Origin of the sequence: Amycolatopsis echigonensis (genome assembly GCF_002846615.1) — a bacterium.
Classification (GTDB): domain Bacteria; phylum Actinomycetota; class Actinomycetes; order Mycobacteriales; family Pseudonocardiaceae; genus Amycolatopsis; species Amycolatopsis echigonensis.
The window spans coordinates 2,735,326-2,756,260 of sequence record NZ_PJMY01000003.1 but is presented as its reverse complement, the minus strand read 5'-3'; the positions used below and the strand labels follow the sequence as shown (position 1 = coordinate 2,756,260).

Genomic DNA, 20,935 nt, shown 5'->3' with positions numbered 1-20,935 from the left:
GGGCGCCGCACAGTGTGTACGGGAAACCGCGTCGAAGGCGCGGCTGGCCTGCGACTACCCTTCTGTCCGTGATTGACCCCAGGACTCTGCGCGAAGACCCGGAAGCCGTGCGCGCGTCGCAGCGTGCCCGTGGCGAGGACGAGGGAGTGGTCGACAAGCTGCTCGACCTCGATACGCGCCGCCGCTCTGCGATCGCGACCGCCGACAAGCTGCGGGCCGAGCAGAAGTCCGTGTCCAAGCAGGTGCCGAAGGCCTCCGCCGAGGAGAAGCCCGCCCTGCTGGCCCGCGCGAAGGACCTGTCGGCGCAGGTCAAGGCCGCTGAGGTCGAGCAGAACGAGGCGTCGGAGGAGTTCGACAAGCTGTTCCGCGTCCTGCCGAACCTGGTGCACCCGGACGCACCGATCGGCGGCGAGGACGATTTCGCGGTGCTGAAGACCGTCGGCGAGGTGCCGTCGTTCGACTTCACCCCGCGCGACCACCTCGACCTGATGGAGGGCCTCGGCGCGCTCGACATGGAGCGCGGCGCGAAGGTGTCGGGCTCGCGGTTCTACTTCCTGTCCGGCGTCGGCGCGCAACTGCAGCTCGCCTTGCTGAACATGGCCGTGGCGCGCGCGACGGCGAACGGCTTCACGCCGATGATCACGCCGTCGCTGGTCCGCCCGGAGATCATGGCCGGCACCGGCTTCCTCGGCGCGCACTCGTCGGAGGTGTACCGGCTGCGCGACGACGACCTGTACCTCGTCGGCACGTCGGAGGTCCCGCTCGCGGGGTTCCACTCGGACGAGATCCTCGACCTCGCCGCCGGTCCGCGCCGCTACGCGGGCTGGTCGTCGTGCTACCGCCGCGAGGCCGGGTCGTACGGCAAGGACACCCGCGGCATCATCCGGGTGCACCAGTTCGACAAGGTCGAGATGTTCGTCTTCGCCAAGCCGGAGGACGCCGAGACCGAACACGAGCGGCTGCTGGGCTGGGAAGAGGAGATGCTCGCCGCGATCGAGGTCCCGTACCGGGTCATCGACACCGCGACCGGCGACCTCGGCACGTCCGCCTACCGCAAGTACGACTGCGAGGCGTGGGTCCCGACGCAGGAGACCTACCGCGAGCTGACGTCGACGTCCAACTGCACCACGTTCCAGGCCCGCCGGCTGTCCGTCCGCTACCGGGACGACAACGGCAAACCGCAGACGGCCGCCACGCTGAACGGCACGCTGGCGACCACGCGCTGGATCGTCGCGATCGTGGAGAACCACCAGCAGCCGGACGGTTCGGTCCGGGTGCCGGTGGCGCTGCGCCCGTTCCTGGGCGGGCTCGAGGTGCTGGAGCCGGTCAAGCGCTGAGCCCGGGCTCGCAGAAGTCCGTGAAGGACTCCTTGAGGGAATCAGATTCCCTCAAGGGGCCCTTCACGGACCGCTGTCGTGGACCCCGCTGGTCAGTAGGGTGCGATGCGGGGCGGAGGAGGAGACAGCCGATGAGGTTCAACGGAGCGGCGGTCGCCCTGGCGGCGGTCGCGATGCTGCTCGCCGGGTGCACGCAGCAGGTGAGCGGCGTGGCTTCGCCGGTGCCGGGGCAAGGGCCGGTCACACAGGTCGTCGACCCGTGCGCGTTGCTCGACGCGAAGCAGCTCGCCGGGCTTGGCTACAAACCGCAGGGCAGGCCGGTGAAGGCCAGCAAGGAACAGCGCGCGCCCGCGATGTGCCTGTGGACCGCGACAGACACCGAGCACACGGTGGTCATGTCCGTCGGCTGGTCGGTGGACCTGAGCCTCGACGACTACCTCCAGGGGGCTCTCAAGAAGGCCGACCCGGTGGAGCTCGGCGGGTTCGCGTGGACGCGGTACGCCGGGTTCATGGGCGGCAGCTGCGACCTGTACACGACGCTCGGGCCGAAGTCGTTCGCCTTCGTGAGCGTGTCCTATCCGGACGACGCGCAGGCCTGCGAGCGCGCGAAGAAGGTCATCCCGCAGGTCGCCGCGCATCTGCCGGGCGGGCAGCCCGCGCCGCCGATCACGCCGAGCACTCCGCCGGGGGGCACCGCGCCGAGCGGGCCGCTCGCGTCGGTGAACCCGTGTCAGCTGCTGAAGCCGGAGCAGGCGCAGCAGCTGAAAATGGTGCCGCAGGGCGAACTGGACAGTTCCAAGGTCATCTCGCCGAACGTGACCTACTGCCTGTGGAAGGACACCGACGGAGACGGCGGGCAGAAACCGTTCGAGGTCTGGGTCGGGCCGGACGTGCCGCTGAAACGCTGGCCGGGCATGGAAGTCGCGCCGACCGAGCAGATAGACGTGAACGGCCGGAAATGGTCGCTGTTCCCGAACTTCAACGATTCCGGCGGCGTGATCTGCGCGGCCGGGCTCTCGGTTTCGGACACCGCCTCGATCCAGATCGTCAGCGGGCAGCTGTCCGACAAGACCAAGGCGTGCGACGCGGTCAAGGCCGGAATCCCGATGGTGTCGGGGAATCTGCCTTCCTGAACTGTCTACATTAGACGGTTCAGTCGGTCACCTGGTCGGCGATGTACTTGGCGATCTCCAGTGCGCTCGTCGCCGCCGGGCTCGGCGCGTTGAGCACGTGCACCTGGTCCTTTGTGGACTCAATGAGGAAGTCGTCCACCAGTGAACCGTCCGGGCGCAATGCCTGCGCCCGGACGCCGGAGCCGTGGCGCACGATGTCGTCCTCGGTGACCGCGGGCACGAGCTGCGCGAGGCTGGCGGCGAACCGCTTCTTCGAGAACGACCGCAGCACCTCTTCGAGGCCGGTCGGGTAGGCGTACTTGCGCGCGAGCTTCCAGGAACCGGGGAATCGGGCGACGTCGGCGAGATCCTTCACCGACACGTCGGCCCAGCGGTAGCCCTCGCGGCGCAGCGCGAGCACGGCGTTCGGGCCCGCGTGGACACTGCCGTCCAGCATGCGGGTCAGGTGCACGCCCAGGAACGGCAGCGTCGGGTCCGGCACCGGGTAGATCAGGCCGCGCACGAGGTGGCGGCGCTCCGGCTTCAGTTCGTAGTACTCGCCACGGAACGGCACGATGCGCGCGCTCGGGGTGAGCCCGGCCAGTTCGGCGACGCGGTCAGCGTGCAGGCCGGCACAGTTGACCAGCGCGTCCGCGCGCAGCACCTCGGAACCGGTGGCCACCTCGACGCCGCCGCCGCGAGCCGGGCGGATGCCCAGCGCGGGGGTGTTCAGCCGCAGGTCCGCGTCCGCCTCGTCGAGCAGCCGCACGAGGGCCGCGCACACCGCGGGGAAGTCGATGATCCCGGTCGACTCGACGCGCAGCGCGCCGACGCAGGACACCTCCGGCTCGTACTCGCGGGCCTCCGCGGGGGTGATTCGCTTGGCCGGCACGCCGTTGGCCTCGGCCCGCTCGGCGAGCGTGTCCAGCGCGGGGATCTCCTCCTCGCGCGTGGCCACCACCAGCTTGCCGCAGACCTCGACCGGCACCCCGTACTGCCTGGCGAAATCCACAATGGACCGGTTGCCGCCGACCGACATCCGCGCCTTGAACGAGCCCGGTTTGTAATAGAGCCCGGCGTGCACGACGTTGGAGTTGTGCCCGGTCTGGTGCGCCGCCCAGCGAGCTTCCTTTTCGAGCACCGTCACGTCCTGACCGCGCTGGGACAGCTCCCACGCGACCGACAGCCCGACGATTCCCCCACCGATCACAACTACGTTCCGCACGGCAGGGAAGGCTACGCGCTCTCGTGCGGCGCTGCGTACCCCCCGACGGCGTGGTACCGGTTCACTGGACCGGGGACAATCCGGCCAACTCGAGGCGTTCGTGCGGTTCTAGCTGCTTACCGGCGGTGTACGCGGCGGCGAACCGGTCCGGCCCGAGCGCCTGTTCCGCGGCCGCGGTGACCTGCGCGACATCGTGCTGGCCGGGCACGGCGGTACCGCGCACCGCGGCCGCCGCACCGAGCAGAGCGGCGGCGTCGGCGAACCGGCCCTCCTCGGCGAAGACCCCGGCGACCCCCTCGAACGCGGTGGCCAGTGACCCGTGGTCATGCCAGCGGTGCGCGGTTTCGACCCCGAGTCGCATCCGGCGGCGGGCGTCGTCCAGGCGATGCTCGGCCACGTCGATCCAGCCGAGCGCGATCGACGCGGCTGCCCGCACGATGGCGGCCGAGAACGAGTCCGCGGCGCATTCGGCGAGCGCCTGCTCGGCGAGAGCCCGTGCGGTGGCCAGATCACCGGAGCGGCGGGCGAGCCCGGACAGTCCGACCTGACCGCTGGCCCGGGTCTCGGGCATTCCGGTGCGGTGGGCCAGTTCGACGGTCCGCTCGTAGTCCGCTTTCGCGCCGTCGAGATCGCCGCGCAACGCTCGGCTGTCGCCGCGACGGCACAGCAGATCCGCGTAGTCGTCGGTCGCGCCGAGCGTCTGCATGAGCGACAGGGATTCGGTCATCGCGGCGAGCGCTTCTTCGTGACGGCCGCGCAAAACCAGCAGTTGCGAAAGGTGGTCGAGCGCCATCGACAGACCCCAGCGTTCGCCGAGCGCCCGGTAACGCGCTTCGCCTTCTCGCAAGCCGCGTTCCGCTTCGTCGAGTTCCCCGGAGAGAATCGAACGCAGACCGTCGCCCATCGGCACGAGTGCGTTCAGCCACGGGTCGGGTTGCTTTTCGAGACCGGACAACCGGAGCCGCGCGTCGTTGTCTTCCGGCGGTCCGAGCACGACGCCGGACAGCATGAGCATCATCGGATGCTCCGGCGTCCAGGAACTGTCCACCAGGTATTGCTCCACATAGGACCGATAGTTCGCCGTCTCGGCGGCTTCGGGCGCGCCGGCCATCGCGGTCAGCAGGCACATGAGGAATTGCTCGCGGTGTCCTTCCGGCGGTTCCGCTTGGCAGTGGCGCACGATTTCCATCGACAGCGTCGCGCCTTCGTAACGTCGTCCGCGCAGCCACCAATACATCGACAGGGCGGTGGCGATCCGCAAGGCAAGCGACGGATCCGACGCGGCCGACCACCGGAGGGCGGCCACGATGTTGTCGTACTCGGCGTCGATTTTCCGCAGCCAGTCCAGCTGTTCCGCGGTGCGCAGCTTCGGGTCGGCTTCCTCGACGAGCCGCAGGAACGCCTGCGCGTGGGCGCGCCGGAAACGCTCGGTCTCGCCTGCGGCGTCGAGCTTTTCCGCGCAGAACGCGCGGATCGTCTCCAGCATTCGGTAGCGCCCGCTCGAAGGCTCGACAAGCGACTTGTCGGCGAGTTCGGGAAGCAGATCGACGGGGGCGTCGCATACCTGCTCGGCGTACGCGAGTGTCGCGCCGCCGGGGAAGACGGTCAGCCGGCGGGCGAGGCGGCGTTCGTCTTCATCGAGGAGATCCCAGCTCCATTCCACGACGCCGCGGAGCGACCGGTGCCGTTCGTCGGCGGTGCGGCTGCCCCGGGCGAGGAGCTGGAAGCGGTCGTCGAGCCGTGCGGCGATGTCGGCGACCGGCAGCGTGCGCACGCGGGCGGCGGCCAGTTCCAGGGCGAGCGGAAGGCCGTCGAGCGCGGCGCAGATCCGCACGACGTCGGCCGCGGTCTCGTCGGTCAGCCGGAATGCCGGGTCGCTCGCGCGGGCGCGGTCGAGGAACAGCCGAACCGCGGGGTAGGCCTCGACTGTCTCGGCACCCGGTGGCGGCACGGCCAGGCGGGGGATCGGCGCGAGCTGTTCACCGGTGATGCCGAGCGGTTCGCGGCTTGTCGCGAGGACGCGCAGCCCGGGGCAGGCGGGCAGCAGTTGCGCGACCAACCGCGCTGCCGCGGCGATGACGTGTTCGCAGTTGTCCAGCACGAGCAACGTCGCTTGGTCGCGCAATGCCGACACGAGCCGGTCGACCGGGTCTTGCCGACCGCGTGCCCCTTCGCGCAAGCCGAGCGCGGTGAGGACGGCCTGCGGGACGTCGTCAGCGACGTGCGGGGCCAGCTCCACGAAGACGCACGGCCCCGCGTCCGCCGCGGCTTCGACGGCCAGCCGGGTCTTCCCGGTCCCGCCGGGGCCGAGCAGCGTGACGAGGCGGGCCCGCCGCAGGAGATCCGCGACCTGGCGCAGTTCGTCGTCGCGGCCGACGAAGCTGGTGAGCTGTGCGGGCAAGGGCGTCGCGGCGTTCGCCGACTCGCCGCGCAGGGCGGCCAGATGCGCCTCGGTCAGGTCTGGACCAGGATCCGCGCCCAGTTCCTCGGCAAGCTTGCGACGGGCATCCTCGAACGCGGCCAGCGCCTCGGCGGTCCGGCCCGCCGCGTGCAGGGCACGCACCAGCTGGGCCCGCGGCCGTTCGCGCAGCGGATGCTCGGCGATGGCGGTGCGCAGTTCGTCGAGAACGTCGGCGGCGCGGCCGAGCGAGATCTCCGCGTCGACCCGGTCGGCGGCCGCCTCGGCCCGCAGCTCGGTCAGCCGGGTGGCCTGGACCTCTGCGGCTGGCACGTCGGCGAACGCCGGTCCGCGCCACAACGCGAGCGCCTCGCCGAGCAGATCGCTGGCTCGCGTCGGATCGCCCTCGGCCAGTTCGCGACGGCCCTCGCCGGCCAGTCGTGCGAAGCGGTGCGCGTCCACTTCGTCCGGTTCGATCCGGAGGCGGTACCCCGCCGAGGTGAATTCGATCGGCAGTTTCAGCGCGCCGCGCAGCCGCGAGACCTGCGATTGCAGCGCGTTGGCCGCACCGTCGGGCGGTTCCTCGCCGTACAGCCCGTCGATGAGCCGTTCGGCGGACACGAACCGTCCGGCATCCGCCGCGAGCAACGCCAGCAGCGCCCTGCCTCGCGGGCCGCCGACGGCGACCGTCCCGCCCGCGCCGTCCCATGCGACGACGGCCCCCAGAACCCCGATCCGCATTCCGTGAGCCTATGCCCCGCACGGGTGGCTACCCGTGGGTTCTGTCCCCGAAACAGGCAGGAAGCGCGACTTCTATACACTTCGGCGCGACCCCGCGCAATGCGGGACACCCTGATGCACAGGAGATCTACCGTGGGCGAACCCGTCCTGCTCGGGAAGCCGACCGTCGGCGACGAAGAGCTCGCAGCCGTCGCCGAAGTGTTCCGTTCCGGCTGGCTGGCCGGCGCGGGCCCGGCGTGCCGTCGCTTCGAGGAACGGTTCGCGCAGACGACCGGCACCGCGCACGCTCTGACCACCAGCAACTGCGGCTCCGCCCTGTTCCTGGGCCTGAAGGTGCTGGGCGTCCAGCCCGGCGACGAGGTGATCGTCGGCGACTACACCTTCCCGGCGACCGGCCACGCCGTGCTGCAGGCCGGCGCGAAGCCGGTCTTCGCCGACATCCGCCCGGACATCTTCAGCGCCGACCCGGCCGCGATCGAAGCGCTCATCACGCCGCGCACGGTCGGCATCCTCGCCGTCGACGTCGCGGGCCAGCCCGGGGACTTCGACGAGTACCGCGCCATCGCCGACAAGCACGGCCTGTGGCTGTTCGAGGACGCCGCCTGCTCCGCGGGCGCGACCTACCGCAGCCGCCCGGCGGGCAGCCTCGCCGACCTGGCCGCGTTCTCCTTCCACGGCCGCAAGGGCATCACCGCGGGCGAGGGCGGCGCGCTGGTCTCGAACCGCGAGGACCTGATCGCGCACGCGCGCAAGATCCACACCTACGGCATCGAACCCGCCTTCACCCGCGAGGGCTCGCAGGAACTGCCGATCCCGACGTTCCACGAACTCGGCTGGAACTTCCGGCTGTCGGACATCCAGGCCGCGATCATGGGCGTGCAGCTCGACCGGCTGCCCGACCTGCTCGCCGCCCGCCGCTCGGTGGCCAAGCGCTACCACGAAGCGTTCGCGGACGTCGACGCGCTGACCGTTCCGGTCGAGGCGTCCGACCGCGAGCACCCCTGGCAGGCATACTTGATGACCGTGGCCCCGGAGATCAGCCGCGACGCGCTGGCTCTGCGGATCCGCGAACAGGGCGTGCAGTGCAACTTCGGCACCTACGCCTCCCACCTGCAGCCGGTGTACGGCGAGCAGCAGCCGCTGCCCGTCTCCGCCGACGCGTTCCGCCGCCAGCTGGCGATCCCGATGCACGCGGAACTCACCGACAGCGAAGTCGAGCGCGTGGTCACCACCGTGCGCGAAGCCGTATCCGCCCTTTCCTGACCCGCCGACCCTCCTGAGGAGAACCCATGTCCGACAAGAAAGTTTTCTTCACCGGCGCCGGCGGTTTTATCGCCTCGCACGTGATCCCGCTGCTGCTGGAGAAGGACTACACGGTCCGCATCTTCGACAACATGACCCGCGGCAACCGCGACCGGGTCAACGAGTTCGTCGCCACCGGCAAGGTCGAACTGGTCGAGAAGGACGTGCGCTACGGCGTCGGCGTCCGCGAGGCCATCCGCGGCTGCACGCACGCGATCCACTTCGCCACCGTGTCGATCAACAAGTCGGTCGCGGACCCGGGCGAGTCGATCGACATCAACATGGTCGGCAACAACAACGTCTTCGCGGCCGCCGCCGACGAGGGCGTCGAGCGCCTGGTGTTCGCCTCCAGCGCCTCGGTGTACGGCGAGCCGGAGAAGCTGCCGATGCACGAGGACGACAAGCTGAACCCGCTCACCCCGTACTGCATCTCCAAGCGCGCGGGCGAGGACCTGCTGGGCTTCTACGAGCGCACCAAGGGCCTCTCCTGGAACGCCCTGCGCTTCTTCAACGTGTACGGCCCCGGCCAGAAGATCGAGGCGTACTACACCTCGGTCATCAACCACTTCATCCAGCGCCTGCGCGCCGGCCAGCCGCCGATCATCGACGGCGCGGGCGACCAGTCGATGGACTTCGTGCACGTGACCGACCTCGCCAAGGGCGTCGTCGCCGCGCTGGAGTCGGAGCAGGCGAACCTGCCGATCAACATCGGCACCGGCATCGACACCTCGATCGCCACCCTGGCGAAGATCCTGATCGAGGCCGTCGGCGTCGACGTCGAGCCGGTGTTCAACAAGCGCGACGTGCTCGTGTCCCGCCGCGCCGCGGACATCACCCGCGCCCGCGAGGTGCTCGGCTGGGAGCCGACGATCACCGTCGAAGAGGGCATGCGCGCCTTGGTGCGGGACTCCGAGTGAGCACTTCCGTCGGCGCGTCTTCCAAGGGGAATGCGTAATGAGCACTGCGGGCCCGGCCGAAGGAAAGCCCATGCGGATCGTGGTGGTGAACAACTTCTTCCCGCCGCGGGTGGGCGGAAGCGCGCACATGTCGGCCTCGCTGGCCGCCGAGTACGCGGCCGCCGGGAACGAAGTGCTGGCGATCACCGCTGCCTACGGTGACGCGCCGGCGGAAGAGGAGCGCGACGGATACCGCGTCGTGCGCCTTCCCGCGGTGAAAATGCCGCAGCTCGGCCTGTCGATCGACTTCGACATGACGTTCGCGTCGATGCGGCCGGGCAACTGGCGGCGGCTGTGGAAGCTGCTGAACGAGTTCAAACCGGACGCGGTGCACCTGCACGGGCAGTTCTTCGACCTGTCCTGGATGGTCGGCATCTACGCGCGCCGGCACAAGCTGCCCGTTCTCCTGACCATCCACACGCTGCTGATCAGCGAGAACAAAATGTACGGCCGGGTTTTCCGCGCGCTCGACGCGATGCTGGTCAATCCGGTGCTGAAGTACCTGCGCCCGCGCTTCATCATCCTCGACAAGCAGGGCGTGGACTACTGCGTCGACCGCTACGGCACGAGCGACGACAACTCCGAGTACTTCCCGATCGCCGTGGACACCGGGCATTTCGCCAAGCCGGTGACCAAGGACGTGCGCGCGGAACTGGGAATCGGGGACGCGCCGCTGATCGTGTCGCTCGGGCACGTGATCCCGCTGCGCGACCGGCTGCCGCTGATCGAGGCGCTGCCCACGATCCTGGAGCGGCATCCCGGGCTGCGCGTGGTGGTCGTCGGCCGGGTGTATCACGACGCGTTCCAGCAGCGCGCCAAGGAACTCGGCGTCTCGGACGCGCTGATCGTCACCGGCGCGGTGCCGAAGGCGGACGTGCCGGCGTACTTCGCGGCCGCGGACATCGTCACGCACGACCTCAACGGCGGCTGCGGCACCGCGTCGCTGGAGGCGATGCTGTCCGGCACCGCGACCATCGCGTCGGTCACCGAGGACAACTACCCCGGCATCGAACTGCACAACGGCGAGAACATCCTGCTGGTGCGGCCGAACGATTCCGAGGCGGTCGCGACCACCGTACTGTCCCTTTTGGACGATCCGAAGGAGCGCGCGCGGATCGCCGAACGGGAAGCCGCGATGGTCCGCGACAACTTCGGGCTGGACGTAGTGGCCGAGGAACACCTGCGGGTGCTCACGAAACTGGTGGCGGACAACTGATGTTCTTCGATGACGAGCGCAGCAACCGGCTGCGCCCGATGATCCTGAACGACCTCGTCGCGCAGTACATGAACGACGCCGAGCGGGCCAAGTTTCTCGGCCTGCCGGAATCGTGCCGCGTGCGCGAACGGGTCAAGATCGTCAGTCCGGACAACCTCACGATGGGCGAGCACTGCTGGGTCGGCGAGGGCGCGGTCCTCGACGCGAGCGGCGGGCTGGAAATCGGCGAGCACACCAGCATCGGACTGAACACGCTGGTGTTCACGCATTCGAGCTGGCTGGCGAACATGGCGCTGGAAAACCATTCCGGCAGCGACCTGATCGAACGCAAGCCGGTGAAAATCGGCAAGGGCTGTTTCATCGGCGGCCTCGTGGTGATCATGCCGGGCGTCACGATCGGCGACTTCGCGACGGTGCAGCCGAACTCGGTGGTCGCGAAGGACGTCCCGGAACGTTCGCTGGTCGCGGGCAACCCGGCGCGGGTGTTCCAGCGCTACGACGAGGAGTACATCGAGGCGGAGGTGAAGCGGGTCCGCGAGGAAAACGCCCGCCGCCGCGCTTTGTCGGACGACCCGTCCGGCTGGGGCTCCCCGTCCGGAGATTTCAGCGGGAAGTGATTCGGACACGGCGCGTCACGCGGTTGGCGTTTCTCCTCGACGCACTTCCCCGGAAACGATGCGTCGCCATTGAGACAAGACTGACCAGCTATTTCATCGACGCACGTCTCCCATCCCCGTAACCTGGACAGCAGGACAACCGGGAAACAGGGGTGGGATAGTGCGCGGGGACGACGAGTTCGCCGACTTCGTGCGGTCCTGTTCCGCTCGGCTCACCCACGCGGCCTATCTGCTCACCGGCGACCGGCATCAGGCCGAGGACGCCGCGCAGACCGCCTTCACCCGCACTTATGCCGCCTGGCCCAGGGTGCGGCGGAAGAACCCGTACGCCTACGCCCGGCGCGTGCTGGCCAATCACGTCATCGACATCTGGCGCCGGCCGCTCCGCGAATACGCCACCGAGGAGATGCCCGAACCGGCGAAGGTGCCCGACATCTCGCACGCCGTCACCGATCGGGAATGGCTTTCCGACGCATTGTCCCGGCTCACCGCCCGGGAACGCGCCGTAGTGGTTCTCCGGCATTTCTTCGATCTGCCGGAACACCAAGTCGCCGAGGAACTGGGCGTGTCCGTCGGCACGGTCAAGAGCACCAATTCGCGCGCGCTGGCGAAGCTGCGTGTCGACGGCGACGCGCTGGTCGGGGAGGTGAGCGCGTGACCGACGAACTGGACCGATTGCGTGCCGCCCTTCAGGAAACGCCCGCGGAGCCTTTTGCCGAGCCCGATCTCGACCGGATCTTCAAAGAGGGCGGGCGGATCCGGCGTCGGCGGCGGTTTCTGACGTCGTCCGGCGCGGCGTTGGCCGTGGTCGCCGTCGTGTTCGGGGCGGCCTGGCTGCGTTCGCCGGGCAGTGCGCCGGAACCCGTGCACGCGGCGGCGTCACCGTCTCCGATGGTGACGAGCGTGGCCTCGTCGACTCCTCTTCCGGCGCCGACGTCGGCTGAATCGCGGCCGCTCGGCGAGGTGATCTCCACCGGCACCTACGCCGAAGGCGCCGAACTTGTCTTCTACGCAACGGAAATCGATGACCCGGACAATCTGCCGAACGTCCAATTCGGAGTGATGGCGAGCCTCTCCGAGCCGGACGGAAATCTGCGTCCGCTCTACCTCGCCAACGAATCCGACGGCAAGGACCGGTCTTTCGGCTTCCACGCCACCTCAGGCGGCACCACCGTCGCCGACGTCTGGGTGCCGGTGTACGGCTACTTCAGCGGCCCGGCCGCCCGCATCGAGACCACAGTGGACGGTCGCACGGTCCCGGCGCACACGGCGCGCTGGAGCGAGGACCCCGACGTGGTCGTGTTCTGGTTCGACCAGGACGACGTGCCGTCCGCCGAGAGCGCGACCCCGCTGGTCGCCTACTCCGCGGACGGCAAACGCCTCACCACGTAATCAGGCGGCTTCGGCCAAAACCTGCGCCACGACCTCGTGCGACGGCAGGATCAGCGCCCGCTCGGCCTCCGCGTCGACCTTGCCTTCCAGCAGATCGACGAACCGGTCCAGCTGCGTCGCCAGCGGTTCGCGCGCCGTGACCAGCTCCGGGATTTCGATGACGGTCTGCTGCCGGTAGCCGAGGCCGTCCGGGGTGACCGAATCGTGCGAGACGTGCCGGTAGATCGTCACATCGCGGCGCAGCAGGTCGATCTCCACCATCCGGTCCAGTTCGGACACCATCAGCGAACGGACCTTGCGCTGCGCCAGCCGCGAAGCCGACACGGTCGCCAGGCCGGTGGGGAAGGACAGCACCGTCTCGATGGTGTCCTCGGCGCCGGCGACCGACTGCGGGTGGAAGTACCCCGCGCTGGAGGTGACCCGGCCCGGCGTGGCCCCGCCGAAGAACTGGATCGCCAGGTCGACGTCGTGCACCAGCAGGTCCCACGCGACACCGGTCTTGATCCGCGGCGCGTACGGGCCGTGCCGGCGCGCCATCAGGTGCACCGGTTCGTTCACCAGCGCCCGCGCGGTCATCACGGCCGGGTTGTAGCGCTCGAGGAGCCCACACATCAGCGGGACGTCCTTTTTCGCCGACAGGGCAACGATGTCCTGCGAGAGCTCGAGGCTGTTGCACACCGGCTTCTCGACCAGCATCGGCTTGCCCTGGCCGAGAATCTCTTGTGCCAGTTCGTAATGCACCTCGGTGGCCGAGGCGAGCACCACCGCGTCCACATCGGACAGTGAGCCGATTTCCGGCGTCCACTCGGTTTCGTAGCGTTCGGCGACCGCGCGGCCGGCTTCCTCGCGCGGGTCGATCACGCGGGCCAGGTCCACCCGGTCGTTCTGCGACAGGACGCGGGCGTGCAGCGAGCCCATGTTGCCGGTGCCGACGAGTGCGATGCGGTGCGTCATGCGCCGAGCACCTCGCGAACGGTCTCGATGATCCGGTCCAGCTCGGACTCGGTCAGATGCGGGTGCACCGGCAGCGAAAGCGCTTGCGCGGCAACGGCGGACGCCACGGGGAAGTCCTCGACGCGAGCGTCCGGGATCAGCGGGTGCCCGCGGTAGCAGTCGTAGTCGAACACGATCTTCGGGTAGTAGATCCCGTTGCCGATGCCCTTTTCGGTCAGCGCGGCGGCGAACTCCTCGCGCGAGAGCATCGCGTGCGGGCCGACCAGCACGGTGTACTGGTGCCACACGTGCTCGCGGCCGGGGAGCACCTGCGGCACCTCGAGGCCCGGCGTGCCGGCGAGGCCCTCGGACAGCCGCTTCGCGTTGGCCTGGCGGGCAGCGGTGAGCTGGTCGAGCTTCTCCAGCTGCGGGATGCCGACCGCGGCGTGCAGGTCGGTCATCCGGTAGTTGTGGCCGGCCATCTCGTACTGGTACCGGGCCTTCATGCCCTGGTTGCGCATCACGCGCAGCTTGTCGGCCAGCGCGTCGTCGTCCGTGGTGATCACGCCGCCCTCGGCGGTGGTCACGTTCTTGGTCGCGTACAGCGAGAAGCAGCCGATGCCGTACGAACCGGCCTTGCGGCCCTCGAACGAGGCGCCGACAGCCTGCGCCGAATCCTCCACCACGTGCAGTCCGTGCTCCGCGGCCAGCGGCGCGAGCTTGCCCATGTCGGCGGTCTGGCCGTACAGGTGCACCGGCATCAGCACCTTGGTGCGCGGGCCGACGGCGGCCGCGACGGCGTCCGGGTCGATCGCGAAATCGTCGCGCCGGATGTCGGCGAACCGCACGGTCGCGCCCGCTTCCAGGATCGCGTTGAGCGTGGCGACGAAGGTGAACGGCGAGGTCACCACTTCGTCTCCGGGCCGCAGGTCGAGCGCCTGCAGGGACGCGACCAGCGCGGTCGTCCCGTTGTTCACGGCGATGGCGTGTTTCGTTCCGGACACGTGCGCGAACGCGTCTTCGAAACGCTTTACCATCGGGCCCTGGGCGATAGCGCCGGATCGCAGCACTTCGACGACCAGGTCCTCCGCAGCACGGACGTCGACCACGGTAATGGGGATCATCTGCAGTCTCTCGCTCTCGGCGGGCTCTTTCGGCGCGTCCGGTACAGTCTTGCCTCGGCATGGCACGAGCCCCGAGTTCGGTGCAGTCAGCACAGACGCGGGCGTCACGATACTCGCCGACCACAAGTGGGCTTCCGGCTACCGTCCCGGCTCCGGCGGGAACTGAACAGGTAAGGCTGAGAACACGCGAATGAGCAGCGCACGCATCCTCATCACCGGCGCCGGCGGATCTGCCGCCTACAACTTCCGGGACGCGCTCGCGGTCGCCGGAAACGACTACCAGGTCGTCGGTACCGACGTGAAGCCGTTCCATCTCGAGCTTCTCGACGTCGAGGCCAAATACCTGGTGCCGCCGGTCAGCGATCCCGGATACGCCGACGCGATCAACCGCGTCATCGAAGCCGAGCGCATCGATTTCGTGCACCCGCAGCCGGACGTCGAGGTCGGCTTCCTCGCCGAAAACCGCGACAAGCTCAACGCGCCGACGTTCCTGCCGGACGCGCGCGCCATCGCGTTGTGCCACGACAAGATGGCGTTCAACGCGCACATGAAGGCGAACGGCGTCTCGGTGCCGGAGGCCATCAAGATCGATTCGCCGGACGACCTCAAGGGCGGGCTCGAGGAGCTGCTCAAGATCAACCCGCGGGTCTGGCTGCGCGCCATCCGCGGTGCCGGTTCCCGGGGCAGCCTTCCGATCAATTCCTTCTACCAGGGCGACGCCTGGATCGACTACTGGCGCGGCTTCCGCGGCCTCGACTACGGCGACTTCATGGCCAGCGAGTACCTGCCGGGCGAGGAGTTCGCGTGGCAGAGCCTGTGGCACGAGGGCGAGCTGATCACCTCGCAGGCGCGCTCCCGCATCGAATACATCTTCGGCAACCTGACGCCCAGCGGGCAGAGCTCGTCGCCGTCAGTGGCCAAGACGGTCAACCGCGACGACGTGAACAAGATCGGCGAGTCCGCGGTGCGGGCGGTGTCGGACAAACCGCACGGCGTGTTCTGCGTGGACATGAAGGAGAACGCCGCCGGGGTGCCGATGGTCACCGAGATCAACGTCGGCCGCTTCTTCACCACGAGCAACTTCTTCGCGCACGCCGGGCTGAACATGCCCGACATGTACGTCCAGCTCGGCCTCGGCAACGAGCTGACCGAGCGGCCCGCGGTCTACAACCCGCTGCCCGACGACCTGTACTGGGTCCGCATGATCGACATGGGCTACCGCTTGGTCAAGGAAGGCGAATGGGCGTCGAAGCGGATCTGACCGGGCGGAAGGTGCTGGCCTTCGACTTCGACGGCACGCTCTTCCGGCTGCCGGTCGACTTCGCCGGCCTGCGCGCCGAGCTGGGGCTGGCGCCCGAGGACAAGCTCGGCGAGCTGTTCCAGCGCTGGCTCGACGAAGGCGACACCGACCGGCTCGACGTCGTGACGCGGTTCGAACGCGCCTCGGTGCCCCGCGGCGAGTTCACCGACGGCGCCCGCGAACTGCTCGCCGAGCTGGCCGGGGACTACCGGCTCGCGATCGTGACGAGGAATTCGCGCCGGTGCGTCGAGGACGCGCTGGGCAACCTCGCCCGGGGCCTGCACGTCATAGGGCGGGAGGACGTCCGCCGGCTCAAGCCGGATCCTGAGGGCGTGACCGCGGTGCTCCGGCACTTCGGCGCGGCCCCGGAGGAGGCGGTGCTCGTCGGCGACACCTTCCACGACGTGGAGGCCGCGCACGCCGCCGGCGTCCTCAGCGTGGTCGTGCGCAACGACGCGCTGAAGTTTCGTCCCGAGGGCGCGGACCGCTACCTCGGGACGCTCCGTGAACTGCTGCCCGCACGCGCGGGCTGAAACCCCACGGTTGGTACCGTCGACAGTGGTCAACAGGGTCACCAGCCCCATTCGAGAAGGAAGTGCCGGGTAGACATGGCTGTGCAGGACAAGCTGAAGGAAGTCTTCATCGACGCTCTCCAGCTCGACGACGGGGTCGACGTCGAGAACCTGAAGTACCGCGACATCGAGGCGTGGGACTCGGTCGGCCACATGGCGCTGGTCGCGGCGATCGAGGACGAGTTCGACGTCGAATTCGACACCGACCAGGTGATCGACATGAGCAGCTTCAAGGTGGCCGTGGACATGGTCAAGGAGCTGCAGGGGCAGGCGTGAGCACGTTCGCGGGGAAGGTCGCACTGGTCACCGGGGGCACCAGGGGCATCGGCCTGGCCACCGTCCGCGCGCTCGCCGAGGCCGGGGCCACCGTGGTGCTCACCGGCCGCGACGAGACCGCCGCCAAGGAGACCGCCGCTTCGGTGGGCCCCTCGGTCAGCGGCCGCGCGCTCGACGTCACCGACGCGAAGGCCGTCGCCGCCGTGGTGAAGGACGTGGCCAAGGAGCACGGCCGGCTGGATGTCGCGGTCGCCAACGCCGGGATCATGGAGGGCGGCCTGCTCGGCATGATCCGCCCGGACGACGTCGACCGGACGCTGTCCACGAACGTCGCCGGCACGCTGCACACCGTGCAGGCGGCCGCGCGAGCCATGATGCGCAAGAAAACCGGCGCGATCGTGGTGCTGGCCTCGGTGGTCGGCGAGTACGGCAGCGCGGGCCAGACGGTCTACGCGGCCTCGAAGGCGGCGGTCGCGAACATCGCGCGGTCGGCGGCGAAGGAACTCGGCCGCTCCGGCATCCGGGTCAACGCGGTCGCCCCTGGCGTGATCGAAACCGCCCTCACGGAAAGCCTGAGCGAGGACGCCCGCGCCTCGAACGTCGCCAAGACCCCGCTCGGCCGCCTCGGCCAGGCCGAGGAGGTCGCGGCGGTGATCCGGTTCCTGGCGAGCGACGAGGCGTCGTTCGTGACCGGGCAGGTCCTGGGGATCGACGGAGGCTTGGTGCTGTGACTCTGGTGGGTGCGGGTTCCCGGCTGATCGACGTGGCCGGGGGCCGCACGCTGGACGACGCGGAACTGTCCGCCGAGGTGGCCCGGAAGACCGACGAGCTGGCCAAGCTGCCGGTGGGCGTCGTGTTCGCCCGGATGTCCGTCGACCTCGACAGCGTGCTGACCTACCTCGGCGCGTTCGAGGGCGGCCGGGCGATCGCGCTGATCGACCCGGCGCTGGACGCCGACGTGCTGATCGGCCTGGTCGAACGCTTCCGCCCGGCCGCCGTGCTCGCGGCGTCCGGCGACGCGCCGTCCGGGTACACCACCCGTGGGTCCGACTGGGTGCGCGACTCCGCCGAGGGCGTCGAGCCGCACCCCGACCTGGCCGTACTGCTGCCGACCAGCGGATCCACCGGCAATCCGAAGCTCGTCCGGCTGTCCCGCGACGGGCTGCTGGCCAATGCCGACGCCATCGCGCAGGTGCTGAAGATCGACGCGGACGAGGTCGCGCCGACCTGTCTGCCGCTGCACTACAGCTACGGCCTTTCGGTGCTGAATTCGCATCTTGTGCGCGGCGCGACGGTGGTTATCGAATCGTCTGGGGTTTTGGGTCGCGGATTCTGGGATGCGGTCAAGGAATACGGTGTGACTTCGCTATCCGGCGTGCCCTATCACTACGAAATGCTGCGCCGGCTCAAGTTCGATCCGGCGAAGTATCCGACCCTGCGCACCCTCACCCAGGCGGGCGGGAAACTGCGGGACGAACTGGTCGCGGAATTCAACGAGAAGATGCTCGCGGTCGGTGGCCGGATGTACGTCATGTACGGGCAGACCGAGGCCTCCCCGCGCATGACCACGCTGCCCGCGGAGCGGCTCGCGGACAAGATCGGTTCGGCCGGTCCGGCGCTGCCCGGCGGCTCGTTCGCCATCCGCCGCGACGACGGCGAGGAAACCACGCATCCCAAAATTGTCGGTGAGGTCCTTTACCGTGGACCCAACGTGATGATGGGTTACGCGGAGGACGAAGCGGGACTGAGCGCGGGCGACGAATACGGCGGCACGCTGGCCACCGGTGATCTCGGGTACCTCGACGAGGAGGGGTACCTCTACATCACCGGCAGGCTCAAGCGGATCGGCAAGGTGTTCGGCAACCGGGTCAGCCTCGACGACCTGGAGCAGGCCGTGCGCACGGCCGCGGTGGGCATCGACGTGGTGGCCGCGGTGGCGGCGGGCGACAAGGTCGTGCTGTTCGCCGAACTGCCCGAGGGCGACGGCGCGAAGGCGATCTGCAAGGACGCGTCGCGGGCGCTGGCGGAGCGGCTGCACCTGCACGCCAGCGGGTTCGACGTGCGTCCGATCGACACCGTGCCGCTGCTGGCCAGCGGCAAGATCGACTACCGGTCGCTGGAAGGACGGGTATGAGTGTGTTCACGCGCTCGCAGGCGGAGCGGGAGGCGGCGCTGCTCCCGGAGCTGGTGGAGCTGACCGCGCACCACCGGGCGAACTCCGCCGGGTACGAACGCATCCTGTCCTCGCTCGGTTTCGCGCCGGACGCGTCGTTCGACACGATCGCCGACCTGCCGTGGCTGCCGGTGCGCATGTTCAAAACGCACGACCTGAAGTCCATTCCGGACAGCGAGGTGTTCAAGACCCTCACGTCCTCGGGGACCACCGGGGCCGGTGCGTCGCGGATCTACCTCGACAAGGAAGCGGCGGCCGCACAGACGAAGCAGCTCGGCGCCACCCTGCAGGAGGTGCTGGGCGGCGAGCGGCTGCCGATGCTGATGGTCGACACCATCGGCATCATCAAGAACCGCCGGTCGTTCTCGGCGCGCGGCGCGGGCGTGCTCGGCATGGCGAACTTCGGGCGCAAGCACACCTACGTGCTCGACGAGAACGACAAGCCGGACGTCGAGGCGGTGAAGAAGTTCCTCGCCGAGTACGGGGACCGCCCGTTCCTGATCTTCGGCTTCACCTTCATGGTGTGGCAGTACCTCTACGAGGTCGCCCGCGAGCACAAGCTCGACCTGTCGAACGGCATCCTCATTCACTCCGGCGGGTGGAAGAAGCTGATCGACCGCGCGGTGGACAACAGCGAGTTCCGCCGCCGGTTCGCGGCGGACACCGGCCTCACCCGGATCCACAACTACTACGGGATGATCGAGCAGATCGGCACCGTGTTTCTCGAGGGTCCGTCCGGGAATTCCTTGTACTGCCCCGATTTCGCCGACGTCGTGATCCGCGACCCGGAGACCTGGGAAGAACAGCCGGTCGGCAAGCCGGGTGTCATCGAGGTGGTGAGCACGCTGCCGCGGTCGTACCCGGGACACGTGTTGCTCACCGAGGATCTCGGTGTGTACAACGGCATTGACGACGGCGACTGGCCCGGCAAGCACTTCTCGGTGCTGGGCAGGCTGCCGAAGGCCGAGGCCCGCGGGTGCTCGGACACGTTCACGGGAGCCGCTGCGTGAGTGCGGTGGAACAGCGTTTTCCGCTGGGCGACCCGGTTTCGGTCGACGCGGTGCTCGACGAACTGCGCGAGGAGCCGCCCGGCGGCCGGTTGACGGTCGGCGACCCGCGGGTGGTCGAGTTCGTCACCAAGTTCGCGCGCAAGCTGCTCGCCCCCGCGCTGGCGCGTCGTTTCCCGGAGCTGGCCTCGCTGGGTTTCTTCCTGCGCAAGGGAGAACTCGCGAAGTCACTGTCCACTTTGGAAACCACGGGCACTTCGCTGCGGTTCCCGCGCGGGCTCGTTTTCCACGTGCCGCCGGCGAACGTGGACACCATTTTCGTGTACTCGTGGGCGCTGTCAGCCTTGGCGGGCAACAGCAACGTCGTGCGCGTGTCTTCGCGCTCGGCCGGTGCCGCCGAGGCCGTGCTGGAAGCGTTGAACGCGGCGCTCGAAGACGTGTCGCCGGAAACCGCGGCCACCATCCGGGCCACCCAGCGCATGGTCACCTACGACCGCAGCGACGAGGTCAGCGGCGCGTTGTCGCTGGCCGCGGACCTGCGGGTGATCTGGGGCGGCGACGCCTCCGTGGCCGCGCTGCGGAAGTACCCGCTGGCCCCGCACGCGCGGGACCTCACCTTCCCGGACCGCTCGTCGTTCGCGATCGCGTCGGTGCGCGGCTGGCAGGAGGCCGCGCCGGAGCAGCGCAAGGCCGCCGCCGAGGGCTTCTACAACGACTCGTACTGGTTCGACCAGGCCGCCTGCTCGTCGCCGCGCGCGGTGTTCTGGGTCGGCGACGCGACGGGTGCGCGGGCCGCCGGACAGGAGTTCCGCGAGCTGCTCGCCGAGGTGCTGACAGCGAAACAGCACGTCACCGAGCCCGCGATGGCCGTGCAGAAGCGGGTGTCGGCCTACGGTGCGGCGGTCGACGGGCTGGTGTCGTCGATCCGCTTCGACGGCAACGCGCTGGCGACGCTGGAGCTGGCCGACGCCACGGTGATGCCGCGCGAATGGCTGGGCGCGGGCACGTTCGCGAACGCCTCGGTGGCGTCGCTGGACGAGCTGGTCCCGATCGTGCGGCGCAAAGACCAGACCGTGAGCCAGTTCGGGTTCACCCGCGAGGAACTGACCGGATTCGTGACGGCGCTCGCCGGACGGGGGGTGGACCGGGTCGTGCCCTTCGGGTCGGCCCTCACGTTCGCCGGAGTCTGGGACGGCTACGACCTGCTGTCCGAGTTCAGCCGGCTGGTCACGGTAGAGGCCTGAGGAGCTGAGA

At 69.2% G+C, this 20,935-nt stretch carries 19 protein-coding genes; 15 read left to right on the top strand and 4 right to left on the bottom strand.

Features of this window, described 5'->3' with window-relative positions:
- Positions 1 to 68 precede the first annotated feature (68 nt).
- Together serS and ATK30_RS17870 are read left to right on the top strand one after the other, a co-directional pair.
- The gene (gene serS / locus ATK30_RS17875; protein WP_101436544.1) at positions 69 to 1,337 is read left to right on the top strand and encodes a serine--tRNA ligase; all 1,269 of its coding nucleotides are present in this window, start codon (positions 69 to 71) and stop codon (positions 1,335 to 1,337) included.
- A gap of 131 nt (positions 1,338 to 1,468) precedes the next feature.
- The gene (locus tag ATK30_RS17870; RefSeq protein ID WP_101436543.1) at positions 1,469 to 2,470 is read left to right on the top strand and encodes a DUF3558 family protein; all 1,002 of its coding nucleotides are present in this window, start codon (positions 1,469 to 1,471) and stop codon (positions 2,468 to 2,470) included.
- 19 nt (positions 2,471 to 2,489) lie between these two features.
- On the opposite strand, the gene lhgO is transcribed toward ATK30_RS17870, so the two are convergent.
- Positions 2,490 to 3,674 carry an L-2-hydroxyglutarate oxidase gene (gene lhgO, locus ATK30_RS17865; protein WP_101436542.1) on the bottom strand — a complete coding sequence of 395 codons (1,185 nt, stop codon included), beginning with the start codon at positions 3,672 to 3,674 and terminating at the stop codon, positions 2,490 to 2,492.
- A gap of 61 nt (positions 3,675 to 3,735) precedes the next feature.
- The gene (locus ATK30_RS17860) at positions 3,736 to 6,813 is read right to left on the bottom strand and encodes an AfsR/SARP family transcriptional regulator (protein WP_101436541.1); all 3,078 of its coding nucleotides are present in this window, start codon (positions 6,811 to 6,813) and stop codon (positions 3,736 to 3,738) included.
- 114 nt (positions 6,814 to 6,927) lie between these two features.
- Here ATK30_RS17860 and ATK30_RS17855 point away from each other — a divergent pair, with 114 nt between their 5' ends.
- The 6 genes from ATK30_RS17855 to ATK30_RS17830 all read left to right on the top strand — a co-directional run bounded on the left by ATK30_RS17855 (position 6,928) and on the right by ATK30_RS17830 (position 12,296).
- A complete protein-coding gene (locus ATK30_RS17855) occupies positions 6,928 to 8,076 on the top strand; it encodes a DegT/DnrJ/EryC1/StrS aminotransferase family protein (protein ID WP_101440908.1) in 1,149 nt (382 codons plus the stop codon).
- A 26-nt stretch (positions 8,077 to 8,102) separates the two neighbouring features.
- Positions 8,103 to 9,032, top strand: coding sequence for an NAD-dependent epimerase/dehydratase family protein (locus tag ATK30_RS17850; protein ID WP_101436540.1), 930 nt, complete (start codon positions 8,103 to 8,105; stop codon positions 9,030 to 9,032).
- A gap of 37 nt (positions 9,033 to 9,069) precedes the next feature.
- The gene (locus ATK30_RS17845) at positions 9,070 to 10,287 is read left to right on the top strand and encodes a glycosyltransferase family 4 protein (protein WP_416332719.1); all 1,218 of its coding nucleotides are present in this window, start codon (positions 9,070 to 9,072) and stop codon (positions 10,285 to 10,287) included.
- A complete protein-coding gene (locus ATK30_RS17840; RefSeq protein ID WP_101436538.1) occupies positions 10,287 to 10,904 on the top strand; it encodes an acyltransferase in 618 nt (205 codons plus the stop codon). Before ATK30_RS17845 ends, ATK30_RS17840 begins: the two co-directional genes overlap by 1 nt.
- A 157-nt stretch (positions 10,905 to 11,061) precedes the next feature.
- Complete coding sequence (locus tag ATK30_RS17835) at positions 11,062 to 11,562, top strand: SigE family RNA polymerase sigma factor (protein WP_101436537.1); 501 nt, start codon at positions 11,062 to 11,064, stop codon at positions 11,560 to 11,562.
- A complete protein-coding gene (locus ATK30_RS17830; RefSeq protein ID WP_101436536.1) occupies positions 11,559 to 12,296 on the top strand; it encodes a hypothetical protein in 738 nt (245 codons plus the stop codon). Before ATK30_RS17835 ends, ATK30_RS17830 begins: the two co-directional genes overlap by 4 nt.
- On the opposite strand, the gene ATK30_RS17825 is transcribed toward ATK30_RS17830, so the two are convergent.
- Positions 12,297 to 13,250, bottom strand: a complete 954-nt coding sequence (locus ATK30_RS17825) for a Gfo/Idh/MocA family protein (protein ID WP_101436535.1) — start codon at positions 13,248 to 13,250, stop codon at positions 12,297 to 12,299.
- On the bottom strand, positions 13,247 to 14,353 hold the full coding sequence (locus ATK30_RS17820) for a DegT/DnrJ/EryC1/StrS family aminotransferase (RefSeq protein ID WP_101436534.1): 1,107 nt from the start codon (positions 14,351 to 14,353) through the stop codon (positions 13,247 to 13,249). The genes ATK30_RS17825 and ATK30_RS17820 overlap by 4 nt, the downstream gene beginning before the upstream one ends.
- A 190-nt stretch (positions 14,354 to 14,543) precedes the next feature.
- On the opposite strand from ATK30_RS17820, the gene ATK30_RS17815 reads away from it, so the two are divergent.
- The 7 genes from ATK30_RS17815 (at position 14,544) to ATK30_RS17785 (ending at position 20,925) form a co-directional block, all read left to right on the top strand.
- Entirely contained in the window at positions 14,544 to 15,614 is a 1,071-nt protein-coding gene (locus ATK30_RS17815) for an ATP-grasp domain-containing protein (RefSeq protein ID WP_101436533.1), read from the top strand.
- On the top strand, positions 15,593 to 16,186 hold the full coding sequence (locus tag ATK30_RS17810) for an HAD family hydrolase (RefSeq protein ID WP_101436532.1): 594 nt from the start codon (positions 15,593 to 15,595) through the stop codon (positions 16,184 to 16,186). Before ATK30_RS17815 ends, ATK30_RS17810 begins: the two co-directional genes overlap by 22 nt.
- Positions 16,187 to 16,261: 75 nt before the next feature.
- Positions 16,262 to 16,501, top strand: coding sequence for an acyl carrier protein (locus tag ATK30_RS17805; protein ID WP_101436531.1), 240 nt, complete (start codon positions 16,262 to 16,264; stop codon positions 16,499 to 16,501).
- Positions 16,498 to 17,232, top strand: coding sequence for an SDR family NAD(P)-dependent oxidoreductase (locus ATK30_RS17800; RefSeq protein WP_101436530.1), 735 nt, complete (start codon positions 16,498 to 16,500; stop codon positions 17,230 to 17,232). Before ATK30_RS17805 ends, ATK30_RS17800 begins: the two co-directional genes overlap by 4 nt.
- On the top strand, positions 17,229 to 18,635 hold the full coding sequence (locus ATK30_RS17795; protein WP_101436529.1) for an AMP-binding protein: 1,407 nt from the start codon (positions 17,229 to 17,231) through the stop codon (positions 18,633 to 18,635). Before ATK30_RS17800 ends, ATK30_RS17795 begins: the two co-directional genes overlap by 4 nt.
- Positions 18,632 to 19,684 carry a LuxE/PaaK family acyltransferase gene (locus ATK30_RS17790; protein ID WP_101436528.1) on the top strand — a complete coding sequence of 351 codons (1,053 nt, stop codon included), beginning with the start codon at positions 18,632 to 18,634 and terminating at the stop codon, positions 19,682 to 19,684. The genes ATK30_RS17795 and ATK30_RS17790 overlap by 4 nt, the downstream gene beginning before the upstream one ends.
- Positions 19,681 to 20,925, top strand: a complete 1,245-nt coding sequence (locus ATK30_RS17785; protein WP_101436527.1) for an acyl-CoA reductase — start codon at positions 19,681 to 19,683, stop codon at positions 20,923 to 20,925. The genes ATK30_RS17790 and ATK30_RS17785 overlap by 4 nt, the downstream gene beginning before the upstream one ends.
- Positions 20,926 to 20,935 lie beyond the last annotated feature (10 nt).

Bases quoted from the DNA above. Each gene is read 5' to 3' on its own strand.
- ATK30_RS17870 (WP_101436543.1), top strand. From the start codon at position 1,469: ATGAGGTTCAACGGAGCGGCGGTCGCCCTGGCGGCGGTCGCGATGCTG.
- ATK30_RS17860 (WP_101436541.1), bottom strand. From the start codon at position 6,813: ATGCGGATCGGGGTTCTGGGGGCCGTCGTCGCATGGGACGGCGCGGGC.
- ATK30_RS17855 (WP_101440908.1), top strand. From the start codon at position 6,928: ATGCACAGGAGATCTACCGTGGGCGAACCCGTCCTGCTCGGGAAGCCG.
- ATK30_RS17850 (WP_101436540.1), top strand. From the start codon at position 8,103: ATGTCCGACAAGAAAGTTTTCTTCACCGGCGCCGGCGGTTTTATCGCC.
- ATK30_RS17845 (WP_416332719.1), top strand. From the start codon at position 9,070: ATGAGCACTGCGGGCCCGGCCGAAGGAAAGCCCATGCGGATCGTGGTG.
- ATK30_RS17840 (WP_101436538.1), top strand. From the start codon at position 10,287: ATGTTCTTCGATGACGAGCGCAGCAACCGGCTGCGCCCGATGATCCTG.
- ATK30_RS17825 (WP_101436535.1), bottom strand. From the start codon at position 13,250: ATGACGCACCGCATCGCACTCGTCGGCACCGGCAACATGGGCTCGCTG.
- ATK30_RS17820 (WP_101436534.1), bottom strand. From the start codon at position 14,353: ATGATCCCCATTACCGTGGTCGACGTCCGTGCTGCGGAGGACCTGGTC.
- ATK30_RS17815 (WP_101436533.1), top strand. From the start codon at position 14,544: ATGAGCAGCGCACGCATCCTCATCACCGGCGCCGGCGGATCTGCCGCC.
- ATK30_RS17810 (WP_101436532.1), top strand. From the start codon at position 15,593: ATGGGCGTCGAAGCGGATCTGACCGGGCGGAAGGTGCTGGCCTTCGAC.
- ATK30_RS17805 (WP_101436531.1), top strand. From the start codon at position 16,262: ATGGCTGTGCAGGACAAGCTGAAGGAAGTCTTCATCGACGCTCTCCAG.
- ATK30_RS17790 (WP_101436528.1), top strand. From the start codon at position 18,632: ATGAGTGTGTTCACGCGCTCGCAGGCGGAGCGGGAGGCGGCGCTGCTC.